This window comes from Tardiphaga sp. 20_F10_N6_6, assembly GCF_052076045.1.
GTDB lineage: Bacteria > Pseudomonadota > Alphaproteobacteria > Rhizobiales > Xanthobacteraceae > Tardiphaga > Tardiphaga robiniae.
Map to the genome: position 1 here is coordinate 2,714,280 of NZ_CP197239.1, position 20,693 is coordinate 2,734,972.

The 20,693-nt window shown below is 62.5% G+C and carries 22 protein-coding genes; 7 read left to right on the forward strand and 15 right to left on the reverse strand.

Annotated elements, in window-relative coordinates:
• The first annotated feature begins 91 nt into the window (after positions 1–91).
• Positions 92–511 carry a PaaI family thioesterase gene (locus AB7813_RS13090; protein ID WP_439062881.1) on the forward strand — a complete coding sequence of 140 codons (420 nt, stop codon included), beginning with the start codon at positions 92–94 and terminating at the stop codon, positions 509–511.
• Between the two features lie 6 nt (positions 512–517).
• Here the strand turns inward: AB7813_RS13090 and AB7813_RS13095 are convergent, their stop codons facing one another.
• Positions 518–1,417 (reverse strand): LysR family transcriptional regulator, encoded by a 900-nt coding sequence (locus AB7813_RS13095; protein ID WP_439062882.1) that lies wholly within the window; start codon positions 1,415–1,417, stop codon positions 518–520.
• 123 nt (positions 1,418–1,540) lie between these two features.
• On the opposite strand from AB7813_RS13095, the gene AB7813_RS13100 reads away from it, so the two are divergent.
• The gene (locus AB7813_RS13100; protein ID WP_089265460.1) at positions 1,541–2,167 is read left to right on the forward strand and encodes a pyridoxamine 5'-phosphate oxidase family protein; all 627 of its coding nucleotides are present in this window, start codon (positions 1,541–1,543) and stop codon (positions 2,165–2,167) included.
• A gap of 13 nt (positions 2,168–2,180) precedes the next feature.
• On the opposite strand, the gene AB7813_RS13105 is transcribed toward AB7813_RS13100, so the two are convergent.
• Both AB7813_RS13105 and AB7813_RS13110 read right to left on the reverse strand, forming a co-directional pair.
• Positions 2,181–2,906, reverse strand: a complete 726-nt coding sequence (locus AB7813_RS13105) for a glutathione S-transferase family protein (RefSeq protein ID WP_089265461.1) — start codon at positions 2,904–2,906, stop codon at positions 2,181–2,183.
• Between the two features lie 58 nt (positions 2,907–2,964).
• A complete protein-coding gene (locus AB7813_RS13110) occupies positions 2,965–3,168 on the reverse strand; it encodes a hypothetical protein (RefSeq protein ID WP_089265462.1) in 204 nt (67 codons plus the stop codon).
• Positions 3,169–3,272: 104 nt separating this feature from the next.
• Here AB7813_RS13110 and AB7813_RS13115 point away from each other — a divergent pair, with 104 nt between their 5' ends.
• A complete protein-coding gene (locus tag AB7813_RS13115; RefSeq protein ID WP_089265463.1) occupies positions 3,273–3,971 on the forward strand; it encodes a helix-turn-helix transcriptional regulator in 699 nt (232 codons plus the stop codon).
• Positions 3,972–4,031: 60 nt separating this feature from the next.
• Complete coding sequence (locus AB7813_RS13120) at positions 4,032–4,361, forward strand: YkgJ family cysteine cluster protein (protein ID WP_089265464.1); 330 nt, start codon at positions 4,032–4,034, stop codon at positions 4,359–4,361.
• A gap of 11 nt (positions 4,362–4,372) precedes the next feature.
• On the opposite strand, the gene AB7813_RS13125 is transcribed toward AB7813_RS13120, so the two are convergent.
• The 4 genes from AB7813_RS13125 to AB7813_RS13140 all read right to left on the reverse strand — a co-directional run bounded on the left by AB7813_RS13125 (position 4,373) and on the right by AB7813_RS13140 (position 7,041).
• Entirely contained in the window at positions 4,373–4,789 is a 417-nt protein-coding gene (locus AB7813_RS13125; protein WP_089265465.1) for a hypothetical protein, read from the reverse strand.
• A gap of 156 nt (positions 4,790–4,945) precedes the next feature.
• Positions 4,946–5,350: a DUF3307 domain-containing protein gene (locus AB7813_RS13130; protein ID WP_068735395.1), complete on the reverse strand. Its 405-nt coding sequence runs from the start codon at positions 5,348–5,350 to the stop codon at positions 4,946–4,948.
• 170 nt (positions 5,351–5,520) lie between these two features.
• Positions 5,521–6,366 carry a DUF6537 domain-containing protein gene (locus AB7813_RS13135; RefSeq protein ID WP_089265466.1) on the reverse strand — a complete coding sequence of 282 codons (846 nt, stop codon included), beginning with the start codon at positions 6,364–6,366 and terminating at the stop codon, positions 5,521–5,523.
• Between the two features lie 15 nt (positions 6,367–6,381).
• The gene (locus AB7813_RS13140; protein ID WP_089265467.1) at positions 6,382–7,041 is read right to left on the reverse strand and encodes a Crp/Fnr family transcriptional regulator; all 660 of its coding nucleotides are present in this window, start codon (positions 7,039–7,041) and stop codon (positions 6,382–6,384) included.
• A gap of 200 nt (positions 7,042–7,241) precedes the next feature.
• Here AB7813_RS13140 and AB7813_RS13145 point away from each other — a divergent pair, with 200 nt between their 5' ends.
• Positions 7,242–8,048, forward strand: coding sequence for an enoyl-CoA hydratase/isomerase family protein (locus tag AB7813_RS13145; RefSeq protein ID WP_089265728.1), 807 nt, complete (start codon positions 7,242–7,244; stop codon positions 8,046–8,048).
• Positions 8,049–8,344: 296 nt separating this feature from the next.
• Here the strand turns inward: AB7813_RS13145 and AB7813_RS13150 are convergent, their stop codons facing one another.
• From AB7813_RS13150 to AB7813_RS13185, 8 genes are all read right to left on the reverse strand, one after another.
• On the reverse strand, positions 8,345–9,022 hold the full coding sequence (locus AB7813_RS13150; RefSeq protein WP_120291820.1) for a nitroreductase: 678 nt from the start codon (positions 9,020–9,022) through the stop codon (positions 8,345–8,347).
• Between the two features lie 144 nt (positions 9,023–9,166).
• Complete coding sequence (locus AB7813_RS13155; protein ID WP_089265469.1) at positions 9,167–10,408, reverse strand: acyl-CoA dehydrogenase; 1,242 nt, start codon at positions 10,406–10,408, stop codon at positions 9,167–9,169.
• A 64-nt stretch (positions 10,409–10,472) separates the two neighbouring features.
• Positions 10,473–11,717: an acyl-CoA dehydrogenase gene (locus AB7813_RS13160; RefSeq protein ID WP_439084193.1), complete on the reverse strand. Its 1,245-nt coding sequence runs from the start codon at positions 11,715–11,717 to the stop codon at positions 10,473–10,475.
• Between the two features lie 12 nt (positions 11,718–11,729).
• Complete coding sequence (locus AB7813_RS13165; RefSeq protein ID WP_439084192.1) at positions 11,730–12,857, reverse strand: acyl-CoA dehydrogenase family protein; 1,128 nt, start codon at positions 12,855–12,857, stop codon at positions 11,730–11,732.
• 32 nt (positions 12,858–12,889) lie between these two features.
• Positions 12,890–14,764, reverse strand: coding sequence for an AMP-binding protein (locus AB7813_RS13170; protein WP_439064673.1), 1,875 nt, complete (start codon positions 14,762–14,764; stop codon positions 12,890–12,892).
• Positions 14,765–14,842: 78 nt separating this feature from the next.
• Positions 14,843–15,649 (reverse strand): enoyl-CoA hydratase/isomerase family protein, encoded by an 807-nt coding sequence (locus AB7813_RS13175; RefSeq protein WP_439064674.1) that lies wholly within the window; start codon positions 15,647–15,649, stop codon positions 14,843–14,845.
• Between the two features lie 207 nt (positions 15,650–15,856).
• Positions 15,857–16,615 carry an SDR family NAD(P)-dependent oxidoreductase gene (locus tag AB7813_RS13180; protein WP_231079680.1) on the reverse strand — a complete coding sequence of 253 codons (759 nt, stop codon included), beginning with the start codon at positions 16,613–16,615 and terminating at the stop codon, positions 15,857–15,859.
• Positions 16,616–16,845: 230 nt separating this feature from the next.
• On the reverse strand, positions 16,846–17,511 hold the full coding sequence (locus AB7813_RS13185) for a TetR family transcriptional regulator (RefSeq protein WP_089265475.1): 666 nt from the start codon (positions 17,509–17,511) through the stop codon (positions 16,846–16,848).
• 141 nt (positions 17,512–17,652) lie between these two features.
• On the opposite strand from AB7813_RS13185, the gene AB7813_RS13190 reads away from it, so the two are divergent.
• The gene (locus AB7813_RS13190) at positions 17,653–18,825 is read left to right on the forward strand and encodes an acetyl-CoA C-acetyltransferase (protein WP_439064676.1); all 1,173 of its coding nucleotides are present in this window, start codon (positions 17,653–17,655) and stop codon (positions 18,823–18,825) included.
• Between the two features lie 233 nt (positions 18,826–19,058).
• Positions 19,059–20,603 carry an acyl-CoA synthetase gene (locus tag AB7813_RS13195; RefSeq protein ID WP_439064677.1) on the forward strand — a complete coding sequence of 515 codons (1,545 nt, stop codon included), beginning with the start codon at positions 19,059–19,061 and terminating at the stop codon, positions 20,601–20,603.
• Positions 20,604–20,693: the final 90 nt, after the last annotated feature.

Genomic DNA, 20,693 nt, shown 5'->3' on the forward strand with positions numbered 1-20,693 from the left:
AACGGCCGGAAAAGGTTGTTTGAAACTTTGTTGGCCTGTCCTTTGCGCGTGCTTTCGCTTCTATGGCGCAAACAATCCAGATGGATGTGCCATGACCGACACCGCTACCCCCCACGGCTTCGCGCCACACTATCGCAAGAGCCCCCTCACCACGCCGTGGGAACCGATCTATTCAAAGGTGACGGAGACCAATGTCATCCTCGGCCTCCGCATTGCTGAAGCGCATACCAATTCACGCCGCATGGCGCATGGCGGGCTGATCACGGCGCTGGCCGACAATGCGATGGGCCTAAGTTGCGGGCATGTACTCGGCGGCGGCACACGGTTGGTGACTATTAATCTGTCCGCCGATTTTCTCGGTTCCGCGCAGATCGGGCAATGGCTGCAGATCGAGACTGAGGTCATCAAGACCGGCAAGCGTCTCTGCTTTGCGCAGGCACTAATCACGGCAGACGGCGAGCCGTGCGCCCGGGCCAACGGCACGTTCAGCGTCGCGCCACCAAAAACGTAGCGATGGCTATCGCTTGCTGAAATCCCACTGGCAGGTTTCGGCGGCGAGGTCGATGAAGACGCGCACTTTAGCCGATAGCAACCGCGACGTCGGATAGACGATGTGGATCGGCACCACCGGCGGCTCGAACTTCGTCAGCACGCGCTTCAGCCGTCCCGCCTCCAGCCCCTCCGCAGCCTGATAGGCCAGCACGCGAGTCAGGCCGCCACCGTGCTCGGCGTGCCAGATGGCGGCATCGGCGACATCGGTGGTGAAGCGCGGCGTATGCGTGATGCGAACATCCCGGCCATCACGCACGAAGCGCCATTCCGGCGCTGACGCGATCGAACCGAACTGGATCGTGTCGTGCTTTGCGATATCCTCCGGTGCCGTCGGCTGGCCGCGCTGCGCCAGATAATCCGGCGACGCCACCACGATGCGCGACATGGTGCCGAGGTTGCGCGCCACGAGGCTGGAATCGGCGAGATCGCCGATCCGCACCGCGACATCGATGCCGTCCTCGACCAGGCCGACCATGCGATCGGTCAGCCGCAATTCACCCGAGACATCGGGATAGCGCTGCAGATAGGCCGAGATCAGCGGCGTCACATGCAGCCGCCCGAAGCCGACTGGCGCCGAGACGACCAGACGCCCGGTCGGCCGCGCCCGTTCGGCCTGCGCGGAGCACTCGGCTTCCTCGATATCCGCGAGAATCTGGCGCGCTCGTTCCAAATAGCGCACGCCGACATCGGTCAGCATCACCGAGCGCGTGGTCCGCTGCAGCAGGCGGGCGCCAAGGCGCTCCTCCAGCGCCGCCACCATGCGGGTGACCGCCGACGCGGAGAGTCCGAGCTTGCGGGCCGCAGGCGCAAACCCCTGCAGGTCCGCCACGGCGACGAAGACGGTCATGGCTTCGATGCGATCCATCGAACCATTTCATATCCAGCAATAATGAAGTGTCAATTCCGATGATTGTTCTTGTGCGAGGAAATAGCCAACTTGGGGCGGCGGGAACGCATCCCGTCCCAAGCTCCAATCAGGGAGTAAGTCATGTCAGACATCCACACCTCTTCCAGCGACATTGCCTTCACGCCGACCGTCAAGGCGATCCAGACGCGCAAGGGGTCGCGTTCCAGCTATGCGCATGTCGAGGAAAACGGCGGCTGGCGCACCGAGATCGACGACAATCTCGCAGCGTTTCTCGCCGAGGCGAACAGCTTCTTTCTGGCTACCGCCAGCGCTGACGGTCAGCCTTATATGCAACATCGCGGCGGGCCGAAGGGCTTCGTGAAGATCCTCGACAAGCAGACGCTGGCCTTTGCGGACTATAGCGGCAATCGGCAATACATCACCCAGGGCAATCTCGCCGAGAATCCCAAGGCCAACATCTTCATCATGGATTATGCACATCGCCGACGCGTCAAGCTCTGGGGCACCGCGCGGGTGGTCGAGGACGATCCGGCGCTGCTGGCGTCGCTAATGCCGCAAGGTTATCGTGCCAAGCCGGAACAAGTGATCCTGTTCACGATCGCCGCGTGGGACACCAATTGCCCGCAACATATCCCGCAGAAGTTCGATGCCGCCGATGTTGCAGCAGTACTGGCAGCGCGCGATGCGCGAATTGCGGAGTTGGAAGCAGAACTGGCGACGCTGAAGGGGGCAGCGTCGCCGCATTGAAGGCGACACAGCCTCAGGCAGCGACGCTGCACTGCCAGACGTGTTCGGGATAATACTCTGCCATCATCCGATCCACGTAGGTGACGAGGTTGCCATAGCGGTGCAACTGACGCTGCAGGGGCGACGGAAACAACGGCGACAGGATCCCGGCCAGAACGCCGAATGCGGTCGCATCGACACCGGCCGGGCGGTTGCTCATCAAGTGAGACTTCCCGGCCAGCAGCACCGACAGAGCCATCAGCGAACGATCCGCGAGTTGCAGCGCCTCATCGGCAGGATGCCGGCCGAGGCCATTCGCCAGATGGTTCTGAATGACGGATTTGCGCGCGGATGCACGAATCTCGTCGCGCTGCCCTTCGGGAATGCCGTCGAAGAAATGCGACGGTCCCTTGGCGAAATTATCGGCATCGACCCAGCGCACGCCGACCAGCGACCAGTAGAGGTGATGCTCGATCATCCGCTCGATCGCCCAGGCCTGAGCGCGCTGGGCGAGATCGAGACCCCTATCGAAATCGACGTCATATTTGCGTTCGATATAGGCGCGGATAAAGGTGGAGTCGGCAATGCACTCAGCGCCGTCATCGATATAGGGCATCTGCCCTTTCGGCGAATCCTGCGGCCGTGCCGGTTGCTTCTCATAGGGCAAGCCGGCCATCTTGAGCTGGACTTCCGTCTTGGTAACGAAAGGGCTGATTTCCGGCAGGCCAAAGCCTGCACCTGCGCCGTGAAGGACGATCATGTGGTTTCTCCAAGTGATAGGGACAAGAGACTAGGCAGTCGCTGCTGCCACCGTGGTGTCAGCAGCCGTCACGCCGGGTCGCGCCGGCGACCCAGACACGCGTCTGGACCGCCGCGGTGGAAACCATGCGCCAGCCGAGCCCGATCAGGGCCCAGCGGAGGTCGCCCGACAGGACGAGAATGGCGCGTTCCAGCAGCCATGCCCGGATGCGCCAGAGCCGGTCATCATGCGAAAATGCCTCGAGGCTATCGAAAGCGGTCATTGCAGAATCCTTCGTTCGTTTGAACCTGGGTCCTGTATGACTGCCCCCTGCTGCCAACATGCTGTCAGCATCGACAGCGGACCAACACGGACAGAGAGACGACGATGAGACGCGCAGACCGCCTGTTTCAGATCATTCAGGTACTCCGGCGCACGCGGAAGCCGCTAACGGCGGACGCCATTGCCGCCGAACTGGAAACGTCCAAGCGGACGATCTATCGCGACATCGCGACGCTGATGGCACAGCGCGTCCCGATCCGCGGCGAAGCCGGCATGGGCTATATCCTCGAACGCGGCTTCGACATGCCGCCGCTCATGCTGACGCCCGACGAGATCGAAGCCGCCGTGCTCGGCGCACAATGGGTGATGGGGCACGCCGATCCGGCATTGGCCAAGGCGGCACAGGATCTCATCGCGAAGATCGCGGACACCGTGCCCGAGCGCTTGCGCCCCTTCGTGCTGGAACCCGCGAGCCGCGCGCGGCCGCATTTCCGCGGCACCGCCGACAGCATGGATATGGTGCAGATGCGGGCGCATATTCATGCGGGCAAGAAGGTCCGGCTGCTTTACCGCGACGAAGCCGGTCGCGACAGCGAGCGCATCGTCTGGCCGATCGCGGTGGGCTACCTGGAAGCCGTGCGGCTGCTGGCGGCCTGGTGCGAGCTTCGCAAGGATTTCCGCAGTTTTCGAACCGACCGAGCGATCGAGGCACATTTCCTCGATGAGAAGTATCCGGAACGGCGCGAGACGCTGCGCAGCAAATGGCGCAAGACGCTGAGCTGGGAGCGGCCACAGGATACCTGAAACAGCCAAGCCTGCATCTGCACGGCTGGTGAAACCCGCCCGATCGCGATAAACCGCGGCATGACAAGCAATGCCACCACGATCAGCGACGCCAGCCCATGCCAGGCCTGTGGTGCGTGCTGTTCGTATTCCAGCAACTGGCCGCGCTTCACCATCGAGGACGATGCCGATCTCGATCTGATCCCGGCCAAATATGTCAACGACCGTGAATCGGGAATGCGCTGCGACGGAGACCGCTGCAGCGCATTGACCGGAAAGGTTGGAGAGGCAACAGCCTGCGGGATTTATGCTGTGAGGCCGGACGTGTGCCGGACCTGCATGCCCGGCGATCCCGAATGCGCCATGGCGCGACGCCGGCACGGGCTGCCAATTCTGGCAGCCGCAGAGTAGTTGATGTCAGCTCACGCCGTGACGGTGTAAGCGAGTTCCTTGTCATCCAGCTCGTCGTCGAGATCATCATCCATCGGCGCCAGCGTCGAGAGCGGCTTGGTCGACAGCGTGATGGCCTTGCGGTTGTGATAGGCCGACACCGAAGGACGCGCCACAGCGGTGTCGTGCGACAGCGCGTAGAGCGTGGAACCAACGCGGCCACCGAATTCGATCAGTTCGCGCTCGCTGCAGCTCGATGCGATCGAGATCGCCAGAGCGTGGAGATGACTGCGGCGATAGCAAAACAAGGCCAGCATCGCACGGACATCGGATGAAACGCTGGCCACGAGATGGGGCAGGCCATTTTCATTTGCACGATACATTGCACCGAGCAGATCTTCCTCGACGGGGCAAAAATCGTTCTCAAAAGCTTGACGGCTGGACCGCATGGGGTTTCTCCTCGTTAATGAGGATGCGGTTGAATTTCCTAACGCAGGGTTAACCAACAGCCTTAATGGCCGCGTGCGACTCTTGAGTAACAGTTTGAAATGTGGCAGCCGTGCCCTGCTACCGCCACATTGGAACTCGATGCGTTCAAACGCGCATCAGCTGTTGGCGACGATGAAGATGGCCAGGAAGAAGTCGGTCAGGTGATGAAGCGCCTGATCGATGCCGATCAGCCACCAGAACCAGCGATGGCCCTGCGTCACACCGAAATGCGATACGCAGATGCCCTTGAGCCGATCGATGGTGATGTGGATCGCGAAGTCGACCAGTCCCAGGAACCAGAGCTTGGGTTGTACAACGGCAATGAACAGCGTTGTCAGCACGCCATGGATCGCGCAATGCGCCAGCAGCGGCAGCGCCCATCCGGTCCGTTGATCCTTGCCTATCGCCATCCAGGCGTTTTGCAGCAGGAAATCAGCGATCACGTGCTTGACGGTGAGGACGAGCATCCACCCGACGAGCCCGCCCAGAGCAATCGACGACGACATTGCAGGAAACAACAAGCTGACGTCCCTCTCACCGGTCACGACAGGCTGGCCCGCTTAGCCGGCCCGATCACTCGCCCTATTTATGACACTCCGAAACCGGGAATGCACGCCGCGGAACCGAAAACCCACCGCTTCCTGCAGAGCCAGCCTGGACGGGAAAACACTGCGCACGCTCCACTTTCTCGCTAGTTCAGGACGGCATGCGCCCGGAGTTCGCCGATCGCCTTGCGTAATTGGTCACCCTTCGGGTCGCGCGGCACCGCACGTGCACGCGTGATCGCATCCGCCAGGTCGGTGATAACCAGCGTCCCATCGAAAGCCGGCTTGGCTAGTCCGTCGATGATCTGATGCCAGGCGGCCATGCCCTGCCGATAGCCCGTGCCGTAACCTTCGATCATGGTTGCCGTCTGCACGATGGCCATTGCCGCGTCCGGCTGCCTGGTCAGTGCCCGATCAATCATGTGCAGCCAGCGTTCGACCCAGACGCGCTCGGTTTCATAACGCGTCGACAACAGGCGCCAACGTCGCAGCCAGGATTCGAACTCAAGGCGCTTGATGCCCCAGATGCTCGCCTTGCTGAAACGGATCGGCACCGTGCGATGCGCACAATAGATGCGCTCGAGCGCCCACATCAGGGGATCGCCGACGATCTCCGGCAATGCCGACACCAACTCGTCGAGGCGAAAACGCCGCCTGTCGACGACGGGCGGCCGGCCGGGCATCACGGGCTCCTGCAGCTTGAGCTGCGCGATGCGGATCGGATCGTGATAGCTCATGCGCATCGTGAGCAGCCGCGCAATCTCGCTAAACAGTTCGTCGCTGACGTTGCGCCGTCCGACAAAGCGACGCAGCCGGTCGCTGTAGAGCTGCGCGTAGACTGCGCTCTGATAGTTGATCAACAGGGCCACGCCATCTTCCGCCACAGGACGCACCGCAGCCGGCAGCCCCACCGGCAAAACCGGCGCTGCAGGTTCGCTCCTGTTCGCCAGCTCGGCGAGCGTGGAGCGGATGACGTTGATGAAACCTGCCACGGGACGTCCTGATGCTTATGCGTGCTGCGGCGCCATGGGCAATGCGGGCGCGTCCTGCTTCATCAGACGCGCTTCCAGCTTGTCGATATTCTCGAACAATCGCGCGCTGGCGAGACGCAGGAAGAAGAAACCGAATTCCGGATTCTGCACGTAGAGCTCTTCGACCTGGCTGTAGCTGACGCTGAGCACCATGCCGGGCTCGATACATTCCAGCGTCTGGGTGCGTTCGTTCAAGGGCGACAGCATGCCGAGTTCACCGACAATGGCGCCGACCGGCAATTCGATCCCGGATTCGACGAGACGATAACGGCCACTGACGATGTAGAACATGTCTTCGGCCTTCTCGTCCTTGTAAAACAACACCTCACCGGCCTTACAGGGACGCTTGGTCATGAACGGCTTCAGCCATTCCATCGACAGGTCCGAGTTCACCGACTTTTTCACATCCTGGACCAATTGCAGCATCTGGCGCAGGCGGTAGATGTTGAGCGGCAGCAGTACCGCATGCAATGCCATGGTCGGATAGTTGTGGGTCGGGATCGAGATCGCGATTAGCAGGACATTGGCCATGATGCCAAACACCCGCAGCGGAATCATCGTCCGCATCGTGGCGGTCGCGACCACGAAGATCGTGGCGGCGGCGCTGCCAAAGTGATGGAGATAGGACATATCCATGGGAGCAAACCGGGTTTCCAGGAACGGCCGCACCGTCCTCCGCGACTATGAAGCGCGAATGACCGGGCCTTTGCAGCCGCAATATAGCCCATCTGGTTAAAATAGCCCGTGTTGCGACCCGCAAAAATCACGGAGTCGTGCGCAGATTGACGCGATCCGCCGGTGCGGGCACCGTCGCTCGCATCCCAAAGGAGAACAACATGTCGGAAACGACGGAAACCGCATCTGACCAGTCCTCGCCCCCCATTCTGACCATCGACGGCCCCCGCGCCACCATCCGCCTGAACCGCCCCCAGAAGCTGAACCGGCTGTCCCAGCTCGACCTGGACACCTTGGTACAGCTGTTCGATCGCGTAGAGGCGAATCGCGCCGTCCGGGTGCTAGTGCTCACCGGCACCGGCCGCGCTTTCAGCGCCGGCTTCGATCTCAATGCGATCTCCGAACGGGCTGCCAGCGCGCCCAAGCCCGTGGCCGAAGGTTCGTCCGGATCGGCCTTTGAGGCCGTGGCAAACCGGCTGGAGGACCTGACGCTCCCGACGATCTGCCGGCTCAATGGCGGCGTCTATGGCGGCTCCACCGACATGGCACTGGCCTGTGACTTCCGAATCGGCGTCGACACCTGCGAGATGTTCATGCCGGCCGCCCGGCTCGGCCTTCATTATTACAAAGGCGGTATCAAACGCTATGTGAGCCGGCTCGGGGTCGACAACGCCAAGCGATTGTTTCTCACCGCGCAGAAGCTGGAAGCCAGCGAACTGCTGCGGATCGGCTACCTCACCGCCATGGTGCCGGCCGAGGCGCTGGACGAGGAAGTCGACAAGCTCGCCATGGTTCTGGCCGGCAACGCCCCGATCGCCATGCGCGGCATGAAGCAGGCGATCAACGAATTCGCCCGCGGTGAACTGGATGAGGCTGCCGCCGATCAGCGCGCGCGGGACAGCATGCGCGGCAATGAGATCAAGGAAGGGACGAAGGCGTTCGCGGAGAAACGGGCGCCGAGGTTTTAGGCTTCACTCGTCATTCCGGGGCGCGCGAGCTCTTGCTCGCGTGAACCCGGAATCTTGCGGTGATAGAGCATATCGAGATTCCGGGGCGGGGGGGGGGCCGCCCCCCCCCCCCCCCCCCCCCCCCCCCCCCACCCCCCCCCCCCCACCCCCCCCCCCCCCCCCCCCCCCCCCCCCCCCCCCCCCCCCCCCCCCCCCCCCCCCCCCCCCCCCCCCCCCACCCCCCCCCCCCCCCCCCCCCCCCCCCCCCCGGGGCGCGGGCGCGAAGACGCGCCCGCGCCCCGGAATGACCGCTAGGATCACTCCACAAACGTCGCGACGTCGCCCAACTGCGCGCGGTTGGTTCGGTAGCTGTTGACCTTGTGCTCGCGATCCGGATAGCCGAACGAGATGCCGCAAACGACGCGGCGGTCGTCGCTCATGCCGAAATGCTGGCGCACCACGGCCGAGTGAAACGCCAGCGCCGCCTGCGGCACGGTCGCGAGGCCGAGCGCCTGCGCAGCCAGCATGAAATTGTTTACATAGCCGCCGCAGTCCACGGCGCCATAGACGCCGAGCGCTTCATCCGACGTGATGATCGCCACATGCGGCGCGCCGAAGAAGTTGAAGTTCTGCAGCGCCTGCTCGGCATAGGCCGTCTTGTCGCCGCGCGCGATGCCCAGCGTATTGTAGAGCTGGAAGCCGCTTTCGCGACGGCGGTCCAGATAGACCCCGCGATATTCGCGCGGAAACGGGAAGTCGCCCGAATTCGGCGTACCCGCGGCCGCGACGGGATAGAGCACGTCGCGAAACTTCTTGGTGGCTTCACCCGACGTGATCGTGACCTGCCACGGCTGGCTGTTGCACCACGACGCGGTCTTCTGCGCGGCATTGAGAATGCGGTCGATGATCGCGCGCGGCACCTGCTCGGTCTTGTAGGCGCGACAGGAGTAACGGCCGGCGAGAAGGGTTTCGAGAGTGGAGATGGCGTCAGTCATGGAAACATCCTGGCTCGGTCCCTCATGGTGAGGAGGCGCCAATTGGCGCCGTCTCGAACCATGAGCTGGCTTGGCTCTTGAGTTTGTTGCCATCCTTCGAGACGCGTGCCAAGTGGCACGCTCCTCAGGATGAGGGCAGAGATATCACCGTCCCTTGGTCGGGACCTTGTTGAACGGCACGTCCTTGTCGACGCGGATATCACCGGGCAGACCCAGCACGCGCTCGGCGATGATATTGCGCAGGATCTCGTCGGTGCCACCGGCAATGCGCATTGAGGGCGAACCGAGAATCGTCGCCTGAAATTCGCCGGCCGCTTCCGCATCGGCACCGACCAGCGCGCCGGAGGCGCCCTGCAGGTCGGCGGCGAACATCGCGATGTCCTGCATCATCATGCCGGAGACCAGCTTGCCGATGGAGTTCTCCGGACCCGGACGCTCGCCCTTCGACAGCGCCGAGATCGAGCGGTAGCTGGTGTATTTCAGGCCGGAATTCTTCACCGCCCAGCTTGCGAGCTTGGAGCGCACATTGGGATCGTCGATGGCGAGACCGTCTTCCAGCATCAGGTTGCTGCAGAACTCGAACAGCTCCGGGAAACCCGTGGCGACGCGGGAGCCGATCGACATACGCTCATTCATCAGCGTGGTCAGCGACACGTTCCAGCCGTCACCGACGGCGCCGAGCCGCTGGCTATCCGGGATCCTTACATTGGTGAAGAACACCTCGTTGAATTCCTGCATGCCATTGGCCTGCTTGATCGGCTTTACCTCGACGCCCTCACTCTTCATGTCGAGGAAGAACATGGTGAGGCCCTTGTGCTTGGGCACATTCGGGTCAGTGCGGGTGATCAGGATGCCATAATCAGAGTAATGCGCGCCGGAGGTCCAGATCTTCTGGCCGTTGACGATCCAGTCGTCACCATCCTTCTCCGCGCGGGTACGAAGGCCAGCGACGTCGGAACCACCGGCGGGCTCGGAGAACAGCTGACACCAGACTTTCTCGCCGGAGGCCAGCGGCGGCAGATATTTGCGCTTCTGGTCTTCGGAGGCGTAGGCCATCACGGTCGGGCCGCACATGCCCTGCCCGATGGCGAAGGGCCGCGCGAGCTTGTCATAGACGCCCTCTTCCTGCTGCCAGATTACGCGCTCGATCGGCGTCGAGCCGCGGCCGCCATATTCCTTCGGCCAATGCAGACAGGCCCAGCCGGCATCGGCCTTCTTCTTCTGCCACGCCTTGGCGACATCGAGCATCGCGTCGCGCTTCTCAGAGGCGCGCTTCGCCGACGGCTTGGTCAGCTCAGCTTCCAGCTCCTTCGGCGCGTTCGCATCGATCCACTTGCGCGCGACGGCGCGGAATTCGGCTTCCTGCGGCGTGTCATCGAAATTCATGGCAGTCGTCCTCTACGAAAAAAGAAAAACTGCGACCAGGGCAGCAAGCCACCCTGGTCGCCAGTTATCGTCCCTTGGTCGGGATCTTGTTGAATGGCACGTCCTTGTCGACGCGGATGTCGCCCGGCAATCCGAGCACGCGCTCGGCGATGATGTTGCGCAGGATCTCGTCAGTGCCGCCTTCGACGCGCGTGGCGGGCGAGCGCAGCAGCATCGCCTGGAACTTGCCGGCGACCTCCGCATCCTCCGGCCCGTTGAGCACGCCGGCCGCACCCTGCAGATCGAGCGCATAGGTCGCGACATCCTGCAGCATGGCACCGGCAACGAGCTTGCCGATGGAGTTTTCCGGACCCGGACGTTCACCGCGCGACAGCGCCGAGATGGCGCGGAAGCTGGTGTAACGGAGGCCGCTGGCGCGCACCGCCCAGTTGGCGAGCCTGGAGCGCACCGCGGGATCGTCGATGGCCGGACCGTCGTCGAGCATCAGGCTGTTGCAGAACTCAAACAGTTCCGGGAAGCCGGTGGCGACATTGGCGCCGATCGCCATGCGTTCGTTCATCAGCGTGGTCAGCGACACGTTCCAGCCGTCGCCCACAGCGCCGAGGCGCTGCGCATCGGGTATCCGTACGTCGGAGAAATACACCTCGTTGAACTCGGCCTGACCGTTGGCCTGCTTGATCGGCTTCACCTCGACGCCCGGGCTCTTCATGTCCAGGAAGAACATGGTGAGGCCCTTGTGCTTCGGCACGGTGGGATCGGTACGGGTGATCAGGATGCCGTAATCCGAGTAGTGCGCGCCGGAAGTCCAGATCTTCTGGCCGTTGATGACCCAGTCGTCACCGTCCTTTTCCGCGCGGGTGCGGAGACCCGCGACGTCGGATCCGCCGGCCGGTTCAGAGAACAACTGGCACCAGATCTTCTCGCCGGACGCCAGCGGCGGCAGATACTGCCGCTTATGCTCCTCGGCGGCGTAGGCCATCATGGTAGGGCCGCACATGCCGTGACCGATAATGAAGAGCGCGCCGAGCTTGCCGAACACGCCCTCTTCCTGCTGCCAGATCACCCGCTCGATGGGCGATGCGCCGCGGCCGCCATAGTCCTTCGGCCAGTGCGGTACGGCCCAGCCGGCATCGGCCTTCTTCTTCTGCCAGGCTTTTGCGACTTCAAGGATATTTGCGCTCTTGAGCTGGATGCGACCGAGCGCGGCCTTCTTCAGCTCGTCTTCATATTGCTTCGGCGCATGGGCCGCGATCCAGGCTTTCGCCTCAGCGCGAAACGCGGCCTCCTGCGGGGTGTCATCGAAATTCATCTCGATTGATCCTTACGCCGCATTCTTCTGGCGCATGCGCTCGATCAACTGGTCTTCCCAATAAGACAGTGAGCCGAGCCCGACCGCCACCGCGTTGGAGCGGCGGTAGTAGAGGTGGCAGTCGAACTCCCAGGTGAAGCCCATGCCGCCATGAACCTGGATGTTGTTCTTGGAGCAGTGCTGGAACGCCTGCGTCGCGCTGATGCGCGCCGCGGCGGCGGCTTCGGGCAGTTCGGACGCGTTGGTCGAAAGCGCCCATGCGCCGTAATAGCAATTCGAGCGCGCCAGCGTCGCCGAGACATACATGTCGGCGAGCATGTGTTTCACGGCCTGGAACGAACCGATCTGACGACCGAAGGCGATACGATCCAGCGCGTAGTCGCGGCCCATTTCCAGCGCACGGTCGGAACCGCCGACCTGTTCGAAGCCGATCAGCACGGCGGCACGATCGAGCACCTGCGAGAGAATGCTCCAGCCTTCGTTGGCAACGCCGAGCAGCTCGGCCTTGACGTTCTTGAAGGTAATCTCGGCCTGATTGCGCGACGGATCGATGGAGGTCAGCGCCTTCACCTCGACGCCTTCGCTGGTGAGATCGACCAGAAACAGCGCGATATCGCTGTCGCGGCCGGTGGAGCCGGTGCGCGCGGCGACGATGGCGAAATCTGCGATGGCGCCATCTGCCACCGGCTTCTTGGTGCCGTTCAGTACGCCGTTGGCCGCGGTGAGCCTGATCGCTTTTGGCGACGGATTACCAGAGCCTTCGAACAGGGCCAGCGTACCGATGGCATTGCCCTGCGCAATCGCCGGCAGCCACTTCTGCTTCTGCGCATCGGAGCCGGCCAGAAGCAGCGCTTCGGCGGCAAGATACACGGTGGACGAGAACGGCACCGGCGCCAGCGCGCGGCCCATTTCCTCGGCGATCACGCAGAGTTCGAGATGACCGGCACCCGAGCCGCCAAAGGCTTCCGGGATGGCAACGCCGAGGAAGCCCATATCCGCAAGGCCCTTCCAGAGCTCGCGATCATAGGGCGCCTTGCCGTCGATCACGGCGCGCACAGCCTTCGGCGGGCACTTCTCGGTGAGAAAACGCCGGGCCTCGTCGCGGAGCTGCTTCTGGTCGTCGGAGAAATCGAAGTTCATGGCGGTGTACTCTGTTCTGATCGATGGAAAGTCTAGTTGAGGATGATGACGTCTTCGCCGGGGTGCTCGGCGTAAAGCTGGGCGACCAGTGCCGCGCGGCGTTCGAGGCCGGCGCGTTGGTTGATGTAGCCCTTGTCGGTGAGTTCGTTGCCGTCGATGGACGCCGGCTCGACCATGAACATCGCGCGCGCAATGCGCCTGCTGCTGGCGCCTTCGCACGACGCATTATGTGCCTGCAGCCCCTTCTTCAGACAGGCAAGAACCGCAGGATGTTTCACCACATCGGCAAATGTCGCCTCGGGCTCGCCGATCATGATGCGGCAGGCCGGCAGGTTGGGCCAGGCGAGCACGCCGATATAGGGGCGATCCTGTCCCGTGATCAGCGCGTCCTGCACCACCGGCGTCGCCGCAGCGATCACATCGGTGCGCAACGAGCCGACATGCACGAAGGTGCCGGTCGTCAGCTTGAAGTCCTCCACCACGCGGCCGGAGAAGATCAGGCCCTGCACGGGGTCATTGTCGTCGACGAAAATGCCAGCGTCGCCGATCTTGTAGAAGCCTTCCTCGTCGAAGGCCGCTTTGGTGAGGTCCGGCTGGCGATAGTAGCCCGGCATCACGTTGACGCCGCGCAAGCGCAATTCGTATTTCGAATCCACCGGCACCATCTTGAGTTCGACGCCGGGGAACGGCAGGCCGATCAGGCCGACGCGCTCGGTGTCCCAATAGGTGCCGGTCGAGGTCGGCGAGGTCTCGGTGCAGCCCCAACCGGTATAGAACACGATGCGCTCGCCGGTGGCGCGCACGGCCAGCGCCTGCATCCGGTCGTAGAGATCATCCGGGAGACGCGCGCCGCCATAGGCCATCAGATTCAGGTTCTTGAAGAACGAGCGCGCCAGCGCATCGTCTTTCTCCATCGCGCTGGCGATGGCAGCATAGCCGGCGGGAACATTGGCGTAATAGGTCGGCGAGATTTCGCGCAGATTGCGCAATGTCTCGTCGATCATGCCCGGCATTGGACGGCCATCGTCGATATAGAGCGTGCCGCCATCGATCAGCAGCGGGTTGAACAAAGCGTTGCCGCCCATGGTGTGATTCCACGGCATCCAGTCGAGATAGACCGGCGGCTGCGCGTTCGGATCGCGCGGGCGCGTCTGCATCATCATCGCGGCATTCGCCGTCATCATCCGCTGCGTGTTGATGACCGCCTTGGGCATGCCGGTGGAGCCCGAGGTGAACAGCAGCTTGCCGACCGTATCGGACATGATCTGGGCGAGCGATGCGTCGACCGTGGGCGTAACCATGGTCGCGACCATGTCGGCATAGGCGGTGCTGGCGATCCCCGTCGGCGGGCGCGCCACATGGATGATCTTGATGTCGGTGAGATCGAGCGCATCCAGCGCCTTCTGGAAGGTCGGCCCGTCCTGCACCATGACCGCGACAGGCTTGATCAGCTCGAACAGATATTTGAGCTTGGCGTGATCCTGGCTCATCAGCGAATAGGCCGGCGACACCGGCGCTGCCGGATGCCGCGCCTGCATCGCCGCCATGGTCATTAGTGCATGCTCGATGGAATTGCCCGAAAGGATCGCAACCGGTCCATCGGCCGCGAGCTTCATGTCGAGTAGCGCCTGGGTCAGCGCATCGGCGGTCCGCTTCGCCTCGCCATAGCTGAGCCGACGCCATTGCCGGTCATCGCCGGCGCGCTGGGCCAGCCAGGTGTGATCGGGACGCTCCTTGGCCCACTTCGCCAGAGACGCCGGCAGATGCGTCTCATAGGGCATCAACGGTATCAGCGACTTCATGACGATGACGCCGTCCGGCCGGCGCTCGACATCGATGTCGCGCTCCATCCAGTGGATCTTGCGGAAGGCGGGCTTTGTCAGCACCGCGGCAGCCTGGGCGTTCATGTGGTTTCTCCCAAAACCGTTCTTGTCGAACCATGGTCTCGTTTGTCGGACCTTGTATTCGGTGCGTGAGATCACGCTTCAACGTGTGACGTAAACCGGCTTTCGTTTCTCGATGAATGCGCGAATGCCTTCCTCGAAATCTTCCGAGCGGCTGCACAGCACCTGATTGCGATCTTCCATGGCGATGACGGCCTCGATCGAGCCGGCATCGACGGACATGTTGATGCATTCCTTCGACAGCCGCAGCCCTACCGGCGACGCGGTCATCATCGCATCGACATAGGGCGCAGCGGCGGCTTCGAGTTGACCGTCGTCGACAACTTCCGACACCAACCCAACAGCCAGCGCGCGATCGGCATGGATGAAGCGGCCGGTGAGGATCAGTTCAGAGGCGACGGAGACACCGACGAGACGCGGCAGGAAATAGCTTGAGCCGATGTCGCAGCCGCCGAGGCCGAGCTTGATGAAGGCGCAGTTCATGCGCGCCGACTTGGCGGCGATGCGGATATCTGCGGCGAGCGCCAGCGCGAAACCGCCGCCAGCGGCAGCACCCTGCACCAGCGCGATGATCGGCTGCGGACAGCGGCGCATCAGCATCACGATATCCGCAATGCGGCGCTGGGAATCGAGCGACTCGGTGACGGTGCGCGGCGCATTCTGCCCGGAGCGCGCGGCCATTGCGTGTTTGAGATCGAGCCCGGCGCAGAAATTGGCGCCGGCGCCCTTGAGGACGACCACGCGTGTCTTGCGATTGCGCTGCAGGCTTTCGAAATAGTCGTTCAGTGCGTCGATCAGAGCAGGATCGAGCGCGTTGAGACTGTCCGGACGATTAAGCGTCACCCGGTCCACGCCATCGTCGTGTTCGATCAGCAGTGGATTAGACACACGCGCTCTCCCGTTTCACTCGTTGGCGCCTTGCCGACGCTCATTGCCGCGCCCTCTCCCCTTGCGGGAGAGGGCAGCGCAGGAGTTAGAAACAAACTCACTTGGGAGAGGGGCGCCACAACGAGCCCTCTCCCGCCTTCGCTTGCTCAGGCACCCTCTCCCGCGGCGCGCGGCTACGCCGCGCTGGGGGAGAGGGGAAGACAAGTACTACCGCGGCGCCATACGGATGGCGCCGTCGAGGCGGATGGTTTCGCCGTTCAACATCGGGTTCTCGACGATGTGGACCGCGAGGTTGCCGTATTCCGAGGCGTCGCCGAGGCGGGCCGGATGCGGCACCTGTGCGCCCAGGCTGGCGCGGGCTTCCTCGTTGAGGCCCATCAGCAGCGGCGTCAGGAACAGGCCCGGCGCGATGGTGTTGACGCGGATCTTGCTGGAGGCGAGATCGCGGGCGGCCGGCAGTGTGAGGCCGACAACGCCCCCCTTCGAGGCAGAGTAGGCGATCTGGCCGATCTGGCCTTCATAGGCCGCGACGCTGGCGGTGTTGATGATGACGCCGCGTTCCTCGCCGATCGGTTCGGCGGTGGCAAGCTGCTCGGCGAACAGGCGCAGGCAGTTGAAGGTGCCGATCAGGTTTACCATGATGACATTGGTGAACTTCTCGAGCGGATAAACGCCCTGCTTGCCGACGATGCGCTGTGAACCGCCGATACCGGCGCAGTTCATCAGCACGCGCGCGGTACCATGCGCAGCTGCTGCCTTGGCGAGCGCCGCCTTGACGTCATTCTCGCTGGTGACGTCGCCGACGGTGGCGATGCCCTTCACTTCGGCAGCGACCTTCTCGGCATTTTCCGCCGCACGATCGAACACGGCGACCTTGGCGCCCTTGGCAGCCATCGCGCGCGCGGTCGCGGCACCGAGGCCCGAACCACCGCCGGTGATGAATACGGCTACGTCTTTCAACTGCATCGATAATGCCTTTCCTTGGGCGTTTCTGATCGTTTCTTGAATTTTGGGTCGCGACGAAAAAGAAAAAGAAGAAGAAGTGGTCCTTGGGCGTTTTCTTGGTTGTTGTTCTTGGAACTGATCCTTGGGCGTTTCTTATTTTTAGTTCTTGAATTTGGTTCCTTGGGCGTTTCCCGACGTTTTTGAATTTTCTTGGCAGTTTTCCTTGGGCCGTTTCTTCTGAGCTCGTGATGTCAGGCCTTGGCGGCCTTCTTGTTTGTGAGGATCCCGCCGAGCAGCATCGCTTCCATATGGGCGACGTAGTCGCGGCAGACTTCATCGGTCACCGGGCCGACGCCGATGGCGCGCGACATGGCATGACGGCTGAAGAACAGGTTGTCGCAGGCACCGATCAGGCTGGTGTAGAACAGCACCGGATCGACCGCGCGGAATTCGCCGGATTCGAGTCCCTCGGCCAGCAGGCGGCGATGGAAGCCGAGCAGCGGCCCTACGAAGAACTTCGATACTTCGTCGGCTGCCTCGTTGCTGCTCTCATGCAGCAAGTAGTGGATCAGCCGGTTCATATAGGGAAACTGGTAATAGGCCTTGATGATGCCGGCGATGTGCAGCCGCAGCTTCGCGGTGGCGGAGATCGGCTGCGCCAGCAGATATTCCAGATTGGTCATCTCGGTGGCGGCGTCGCGCGCAAGCAACGCCAGCAGCAGGCCGTCCTTATTGCCGAAATGATATTTCACCAGCGCCGCATTGACCCCGGACTGCTGCGCAATCTCGCTCAGCGACACCTCGATGGAGTTGCTGGCAATCATCAGCTCGCTCGCCGCGAGCAACAGCTTGTCGGCCGTCGGATTACGGGCGGCGGCGGTTTTCACAGAGGTGCTGGGGTTCAAAGTCGGTGCCATTCGGAGCGCAGATAATACGAACAATCGGCCGCACTCAAGAGTTAATTGACCGATTGACTAAACTCTCCGCGGACACTTAAATCCCGCGCATTCAACGCCACGAGAAACGCCGCCAAACAAGGCAAAAAAGGGAGATCACGCATGGCTGAGGCCTATATCGTCGCCGCTGCACGCACCGCTGGTGGCCGCAAAGGCGGGCGTCTAGCCGGCTGGCATCCGGCCGATCTCGCCGCCTCGGTCCTGAACGCATTGGTGGAGCGCACCGGCGCCGATCCCGCCTCGGTTGAAGATGTCATCATGGGCTGCGTTGGCCAGGGCGGTGAGCAGGCTGTGAACGTCGCGCGCAACGCGGTGCTGGCCTCCAAGCTGCCGGAAAGCGTGCCGGGCACCTCCATCGACCGCCAGTGCGGTTCATCGCAGCAGGCGCTGCATTTCGCCGCCCAGGCCGTGATGGCTGGCTCTATGGACATCGTGATCGCCGCCGGTGTCGAGAGCATGACCCGCGTGCCAATGGGCTCGCCAAGCATTCTCGCGTCCAAGGCCGGCATGGGCCACTACAAGAGCCCCGGCATGGAAGCGCGCTATCCCAACATCCAGTTCAGCCAGTTCACCGGCGCCGAGATGGTCGCCGAGAAATACGGACTGTCGAAGGATGACCTCGACACATACGCTTTCCAGAGCCATCAGCGCGCTATTGCCGCGACCGAGGCCGGCCGGTTCAAGGACGAAATCATCCCGCTGCAGATCACCCGCGCCGATGGCACCACGGACACCCATCACATCGACGAGGGCATCCGCTTCGACGCCACGCTCGACGGCATCAGGGGCGTCAAGCTAATCGCCGAGAACGGCAAGCTCACCGCAGCATCCGCCAGCCAGATCTGCGATGGCGCGTCGGGCGTGATGGTTGTCAACGAGAAGGGCCTCAAGCAACTCGGCATCAAGCCGCTGGCGCGCATCCACCACATGACCATGATGGGCGGCGATCCCGTGATCATGCTTGAAGCGCCCCTGCCCGCCACCAAGCGCGCGCTCGAAAAGGCCGGAATGAAGATCGACGACATCGACCTGTTCGAAGTCAACGAAGCCTTCGCCTCGATTCCGACGGCCTGGCTGAAGGCCACAGGCGCCGACCCGGCTCGCCTCAACGTCAATGGCGGCGCCATCGCGCTCGGCCATCCGCTCGGCGGCTCCGGCACCAAGCTGATGACCACGCTGGTCCATACACTTCAGCAGACGGGCAAGCGCTACGGGCTGCAGACCATGTGCGAAGGCGGCGGCATGGCCAATGTGACGATCGTGGAGAGGTTGTAATTTTCTTCCCTTCTCCCCTAGCGCTGCGTAGCAGCGCGACGTGGGAGAGGGTGGATCGAACACGCGAAGCGGGTTCGAGACGGGAGAGGGCCCGCGACTGGCCATACCCCTCTCCCGCCTTTCGCTTCGCTCAGGCACCCTCTCCCACAAGGGGAGAGGGGACGTAAGAAAACTAAACCACACCACGAGCGGAAAAATCCGCCGGTCTTCGAGGAAACACCAAGGAATTCTCCATGACGCATCCGTCGATTCACGCGAAGACCAGTCCCGACAAGATTGCCTACCGCATGGCCGGCTCCGGTCAGGCGCTCACCTATCGCGAACTCGACGAACGCTCCAACCGCGGCGCGCAGTTGTTTCGCTCGCTGGGACTCAAGGCCGGCGATCATGTTGCGCTACTGATGGAGAACCGGCTCGACTTCATGGAGATCTGCTGGGCCGCACAGCGCGCCGGGCTCTATTACACGGCGATCAGCCGCTACCTCACGCAGGACGAGATCGCCTATATCGTGAAAGACTGCGGCGCACGGGTTGTCATCACCTCCGAGAAATGCGCCGATGTGGTTGCACCGCTGATCACCAACACGGCGGAGCCGATGTTCTATATCGTCGACGGTTCGCGCACCGGTTTCCGCGACTGGAATAGTGCCCTCGCCGCTCAGCCCGCTACGCCGATTGCCGACGAGGTTGCCGGCTACGACATGCTGTATTCGTCGGGCACGACGGGCCGCCCCAAGGGCATCAAGCGCGCCTCGGAGAACAATCCGATCGACGTGCCGAATCCGTTCCTGAAGCTGCTCTGCGCGAACATGTGCGGCATGACATCGGACTCGATCTATCTGTCACCGGCGCCTCTGTATCACGCGGCTCCGTTACGTTTTAACATGATGGCCATCACGCTCGGCGGCACGTCGGTGATCATGGAGCATTTCGACGCCGAGGAATTCCTCAAGCTTGTCGAAAAGCACAAGATCACCCAGTCGCAGCTGGTGCCGACCATGTTCGTGCGCATGCTGAAGCTGCCTGATGAAGTCCGTTTGAAATACGACGTCTCCTCATTGAACGGCGCGATCCATGCCGCAGCCCCCTGCCCCGTCGACGTCAAGGCGCGCATGATCGACTGGTGGGGACCGATCCTGATCGAATATTACGCCGGTTCCGAAGGCAACGGCGTCACCGTGTCGAATTCGCAGCAATGGCTCTCGCATCGCGGGACTGTCGGCAAGGCCGTGGTCGGCAGCGTCAAGATCGTCAATGAAGAAGACCAGGAAGCGCCGACCGGCGAAATCGGCACGGTGTATTTCGCCGATACGCCGCAGTTCAGCTATCACAACGATCCCGAGAAGACGAAGCGCGCCTATAACGCGCGCGGCTGGTCTACCCTCGGCGATGTCGGCTATCTCGATGACGAAGGCTTCCTATACCTCACCGACCGCAAGTCCTACATGATCATTTCCGGCGGTGTGAACATCTACCCGCAGGAGACCGAGGACATTCTCATCACCCATCCGGACATCGCCGATGTTGCGGTGTTCGGCGTGCCGAACGAGGAGATGGGCGAAGAGGTCAAGGCCGTGGTGCAGCCGCACGACATGAGCCGCGCCGGCAAGGCGCTGGAGGCCGAATTGATCTTGTACTGCCGTAAGCATCTGTCCCCGATCAAATGCCCCAAGAGCATCGACTTCGAGGCCGAACTGCCACGCACGCCGACCGGCAAACTGGTGAAGCGCCACTTGCGGGACAAGTACTGGCCGAAGAAGGAAAGAGCGACAGTGTGAGGCGGCTTATACGCGATCGCGTATATATCTTTTTTATACGCATTCGCGTATAAAATTGAAATATACGCGATCGCGTATATTGTATTTTTA

Coding starts and splice junctions, on each gene's coding strand:
- AB7813_RS13195 (WP_439064677.1), top strand. CDS start 19,059: ATGACGCATCCGTCGATTCACGCGAAGACCAGTCCCGACAAGATTGCC.
- AB7813_RS13095 (WP_439062882.1), bottom strand. CDS start 1,417: ATGGATCGCATCGAAGCCATGACCGTCTTCGTCGCCGTGGCGGACCTG.
- AB7813_RS13110 (WP_089265462.1), bottom strand. CDS start 3,168: ATGACCGCTTTCGATAGCCTCGAGGCATTTTCGCATGATGACCGGCTC.
- AB7813_RS13125 (WP_089265465.1), bottom strand. CDS start 4,789: ATGCGGTCCAGCCGTCAAGCTTTTGAGAACGATTTTTGCCCCGTCGAG.
- AB7813_RS13155 (WP_089265469.1), bottom strand. CDS start 10,408: ATGAATTTCGATGACACGCCGCAGGAAGCCGAATTCCGCGCCGTCGCG.
- AB7813_RS13180 (WP_231079680.1), bottom strand. CDS start 16,615: ATGCAGTTGAAAGACGTAGCCGTATTCATCACCGGCGGTGGTTCGGGC.
- AB7813_RS13150 (WP_120291820.1), bottom strand. CDS start 9,022: ATGACTGACGCCATCTCCACTCTCGAAACCCTTCTCGCCGGCCGTTAC.
- AB7813_RS13090 (WP_439062881.1), top strand. CDS start 92: ATGACCGACACCGCTACCCCCCACGGCTTCGCGCCACACTATCGCAAG.
- AB7813_RS13105 (WP_089265461.1), bottom strand. CDS start 2,906: ATGATCGTCCTTCACGGCGCAGGTGCAGGCTTTGGCCTGCCGGAAATC.
- AB7813_RS13115 (WP_089265463.1), top strand. CDS start 3,273: ATGAGACGCGCAGACCGCCTGTTTCAGATCATTCAGGTACTCCGGCGC.
- AB7813_RS13165 (WP_439084192.1), bottom strand. CDS start 12,857: ATGAACTTCGATTTCTCCGACGACCAGAAGCAGCTCCGCGACGAGGCC.
- AB7813_RS13140 (WP_089265467.1), bottom strand. CDS start 7,041: ATGGATATGTCCTATCTCCATCACTTTGGCAGCGCCGCCGCCACGATC.
- AB7813_RS13120 (WP_089265464.1), top strand. CDS start 4,032: ATGACAAGCAATGCCACCACGATCAGCGACGCCAGCCCATGCCAGGCC.
- AB7813_RS13185 (WP_089265475.1), bottom strand. CDS start 17,511: ATGGCACCGACTTTGAACCCCAGCACCTCTGTGAAAACCGCCGCCGCC.
- AB7813_RS13160 (WP_439084193.1), bottom strand. CDS start 11,717: ATGAATTTCGATGACACCCCGCAGGAGGCCGCGTTTCGCGCTGAGGCG.
- AB7813_RS13170 (WP_439064673.1), bottom strand. CDS start 14,764: ATGAACGCCCAGGCTGCCGCGGTGCTGACAAAGCCCGCCTTCCGCAAG.
- AB7813_RS13145 (WP_089265728.1), top strand. CDS start 7,242: ATGTCGGAAACGACGGAAACCGCATCTGACCAGTCCTCGCCCCCCATT.
- AB7813_RS13100 (WP_089265460.1), top strand. CDS start 1,541: ATGTCAGACATCCACACCTCTTCCAGCGACATTGCCTTCACGCCGACC.
- AB7813_RS13190 (WP_439064676.1), top strand. CDS start 17,653: ATGGCTGAGGCCTATATCGTCGCCGCTGCACGCACCGCTGGTGGCCGC.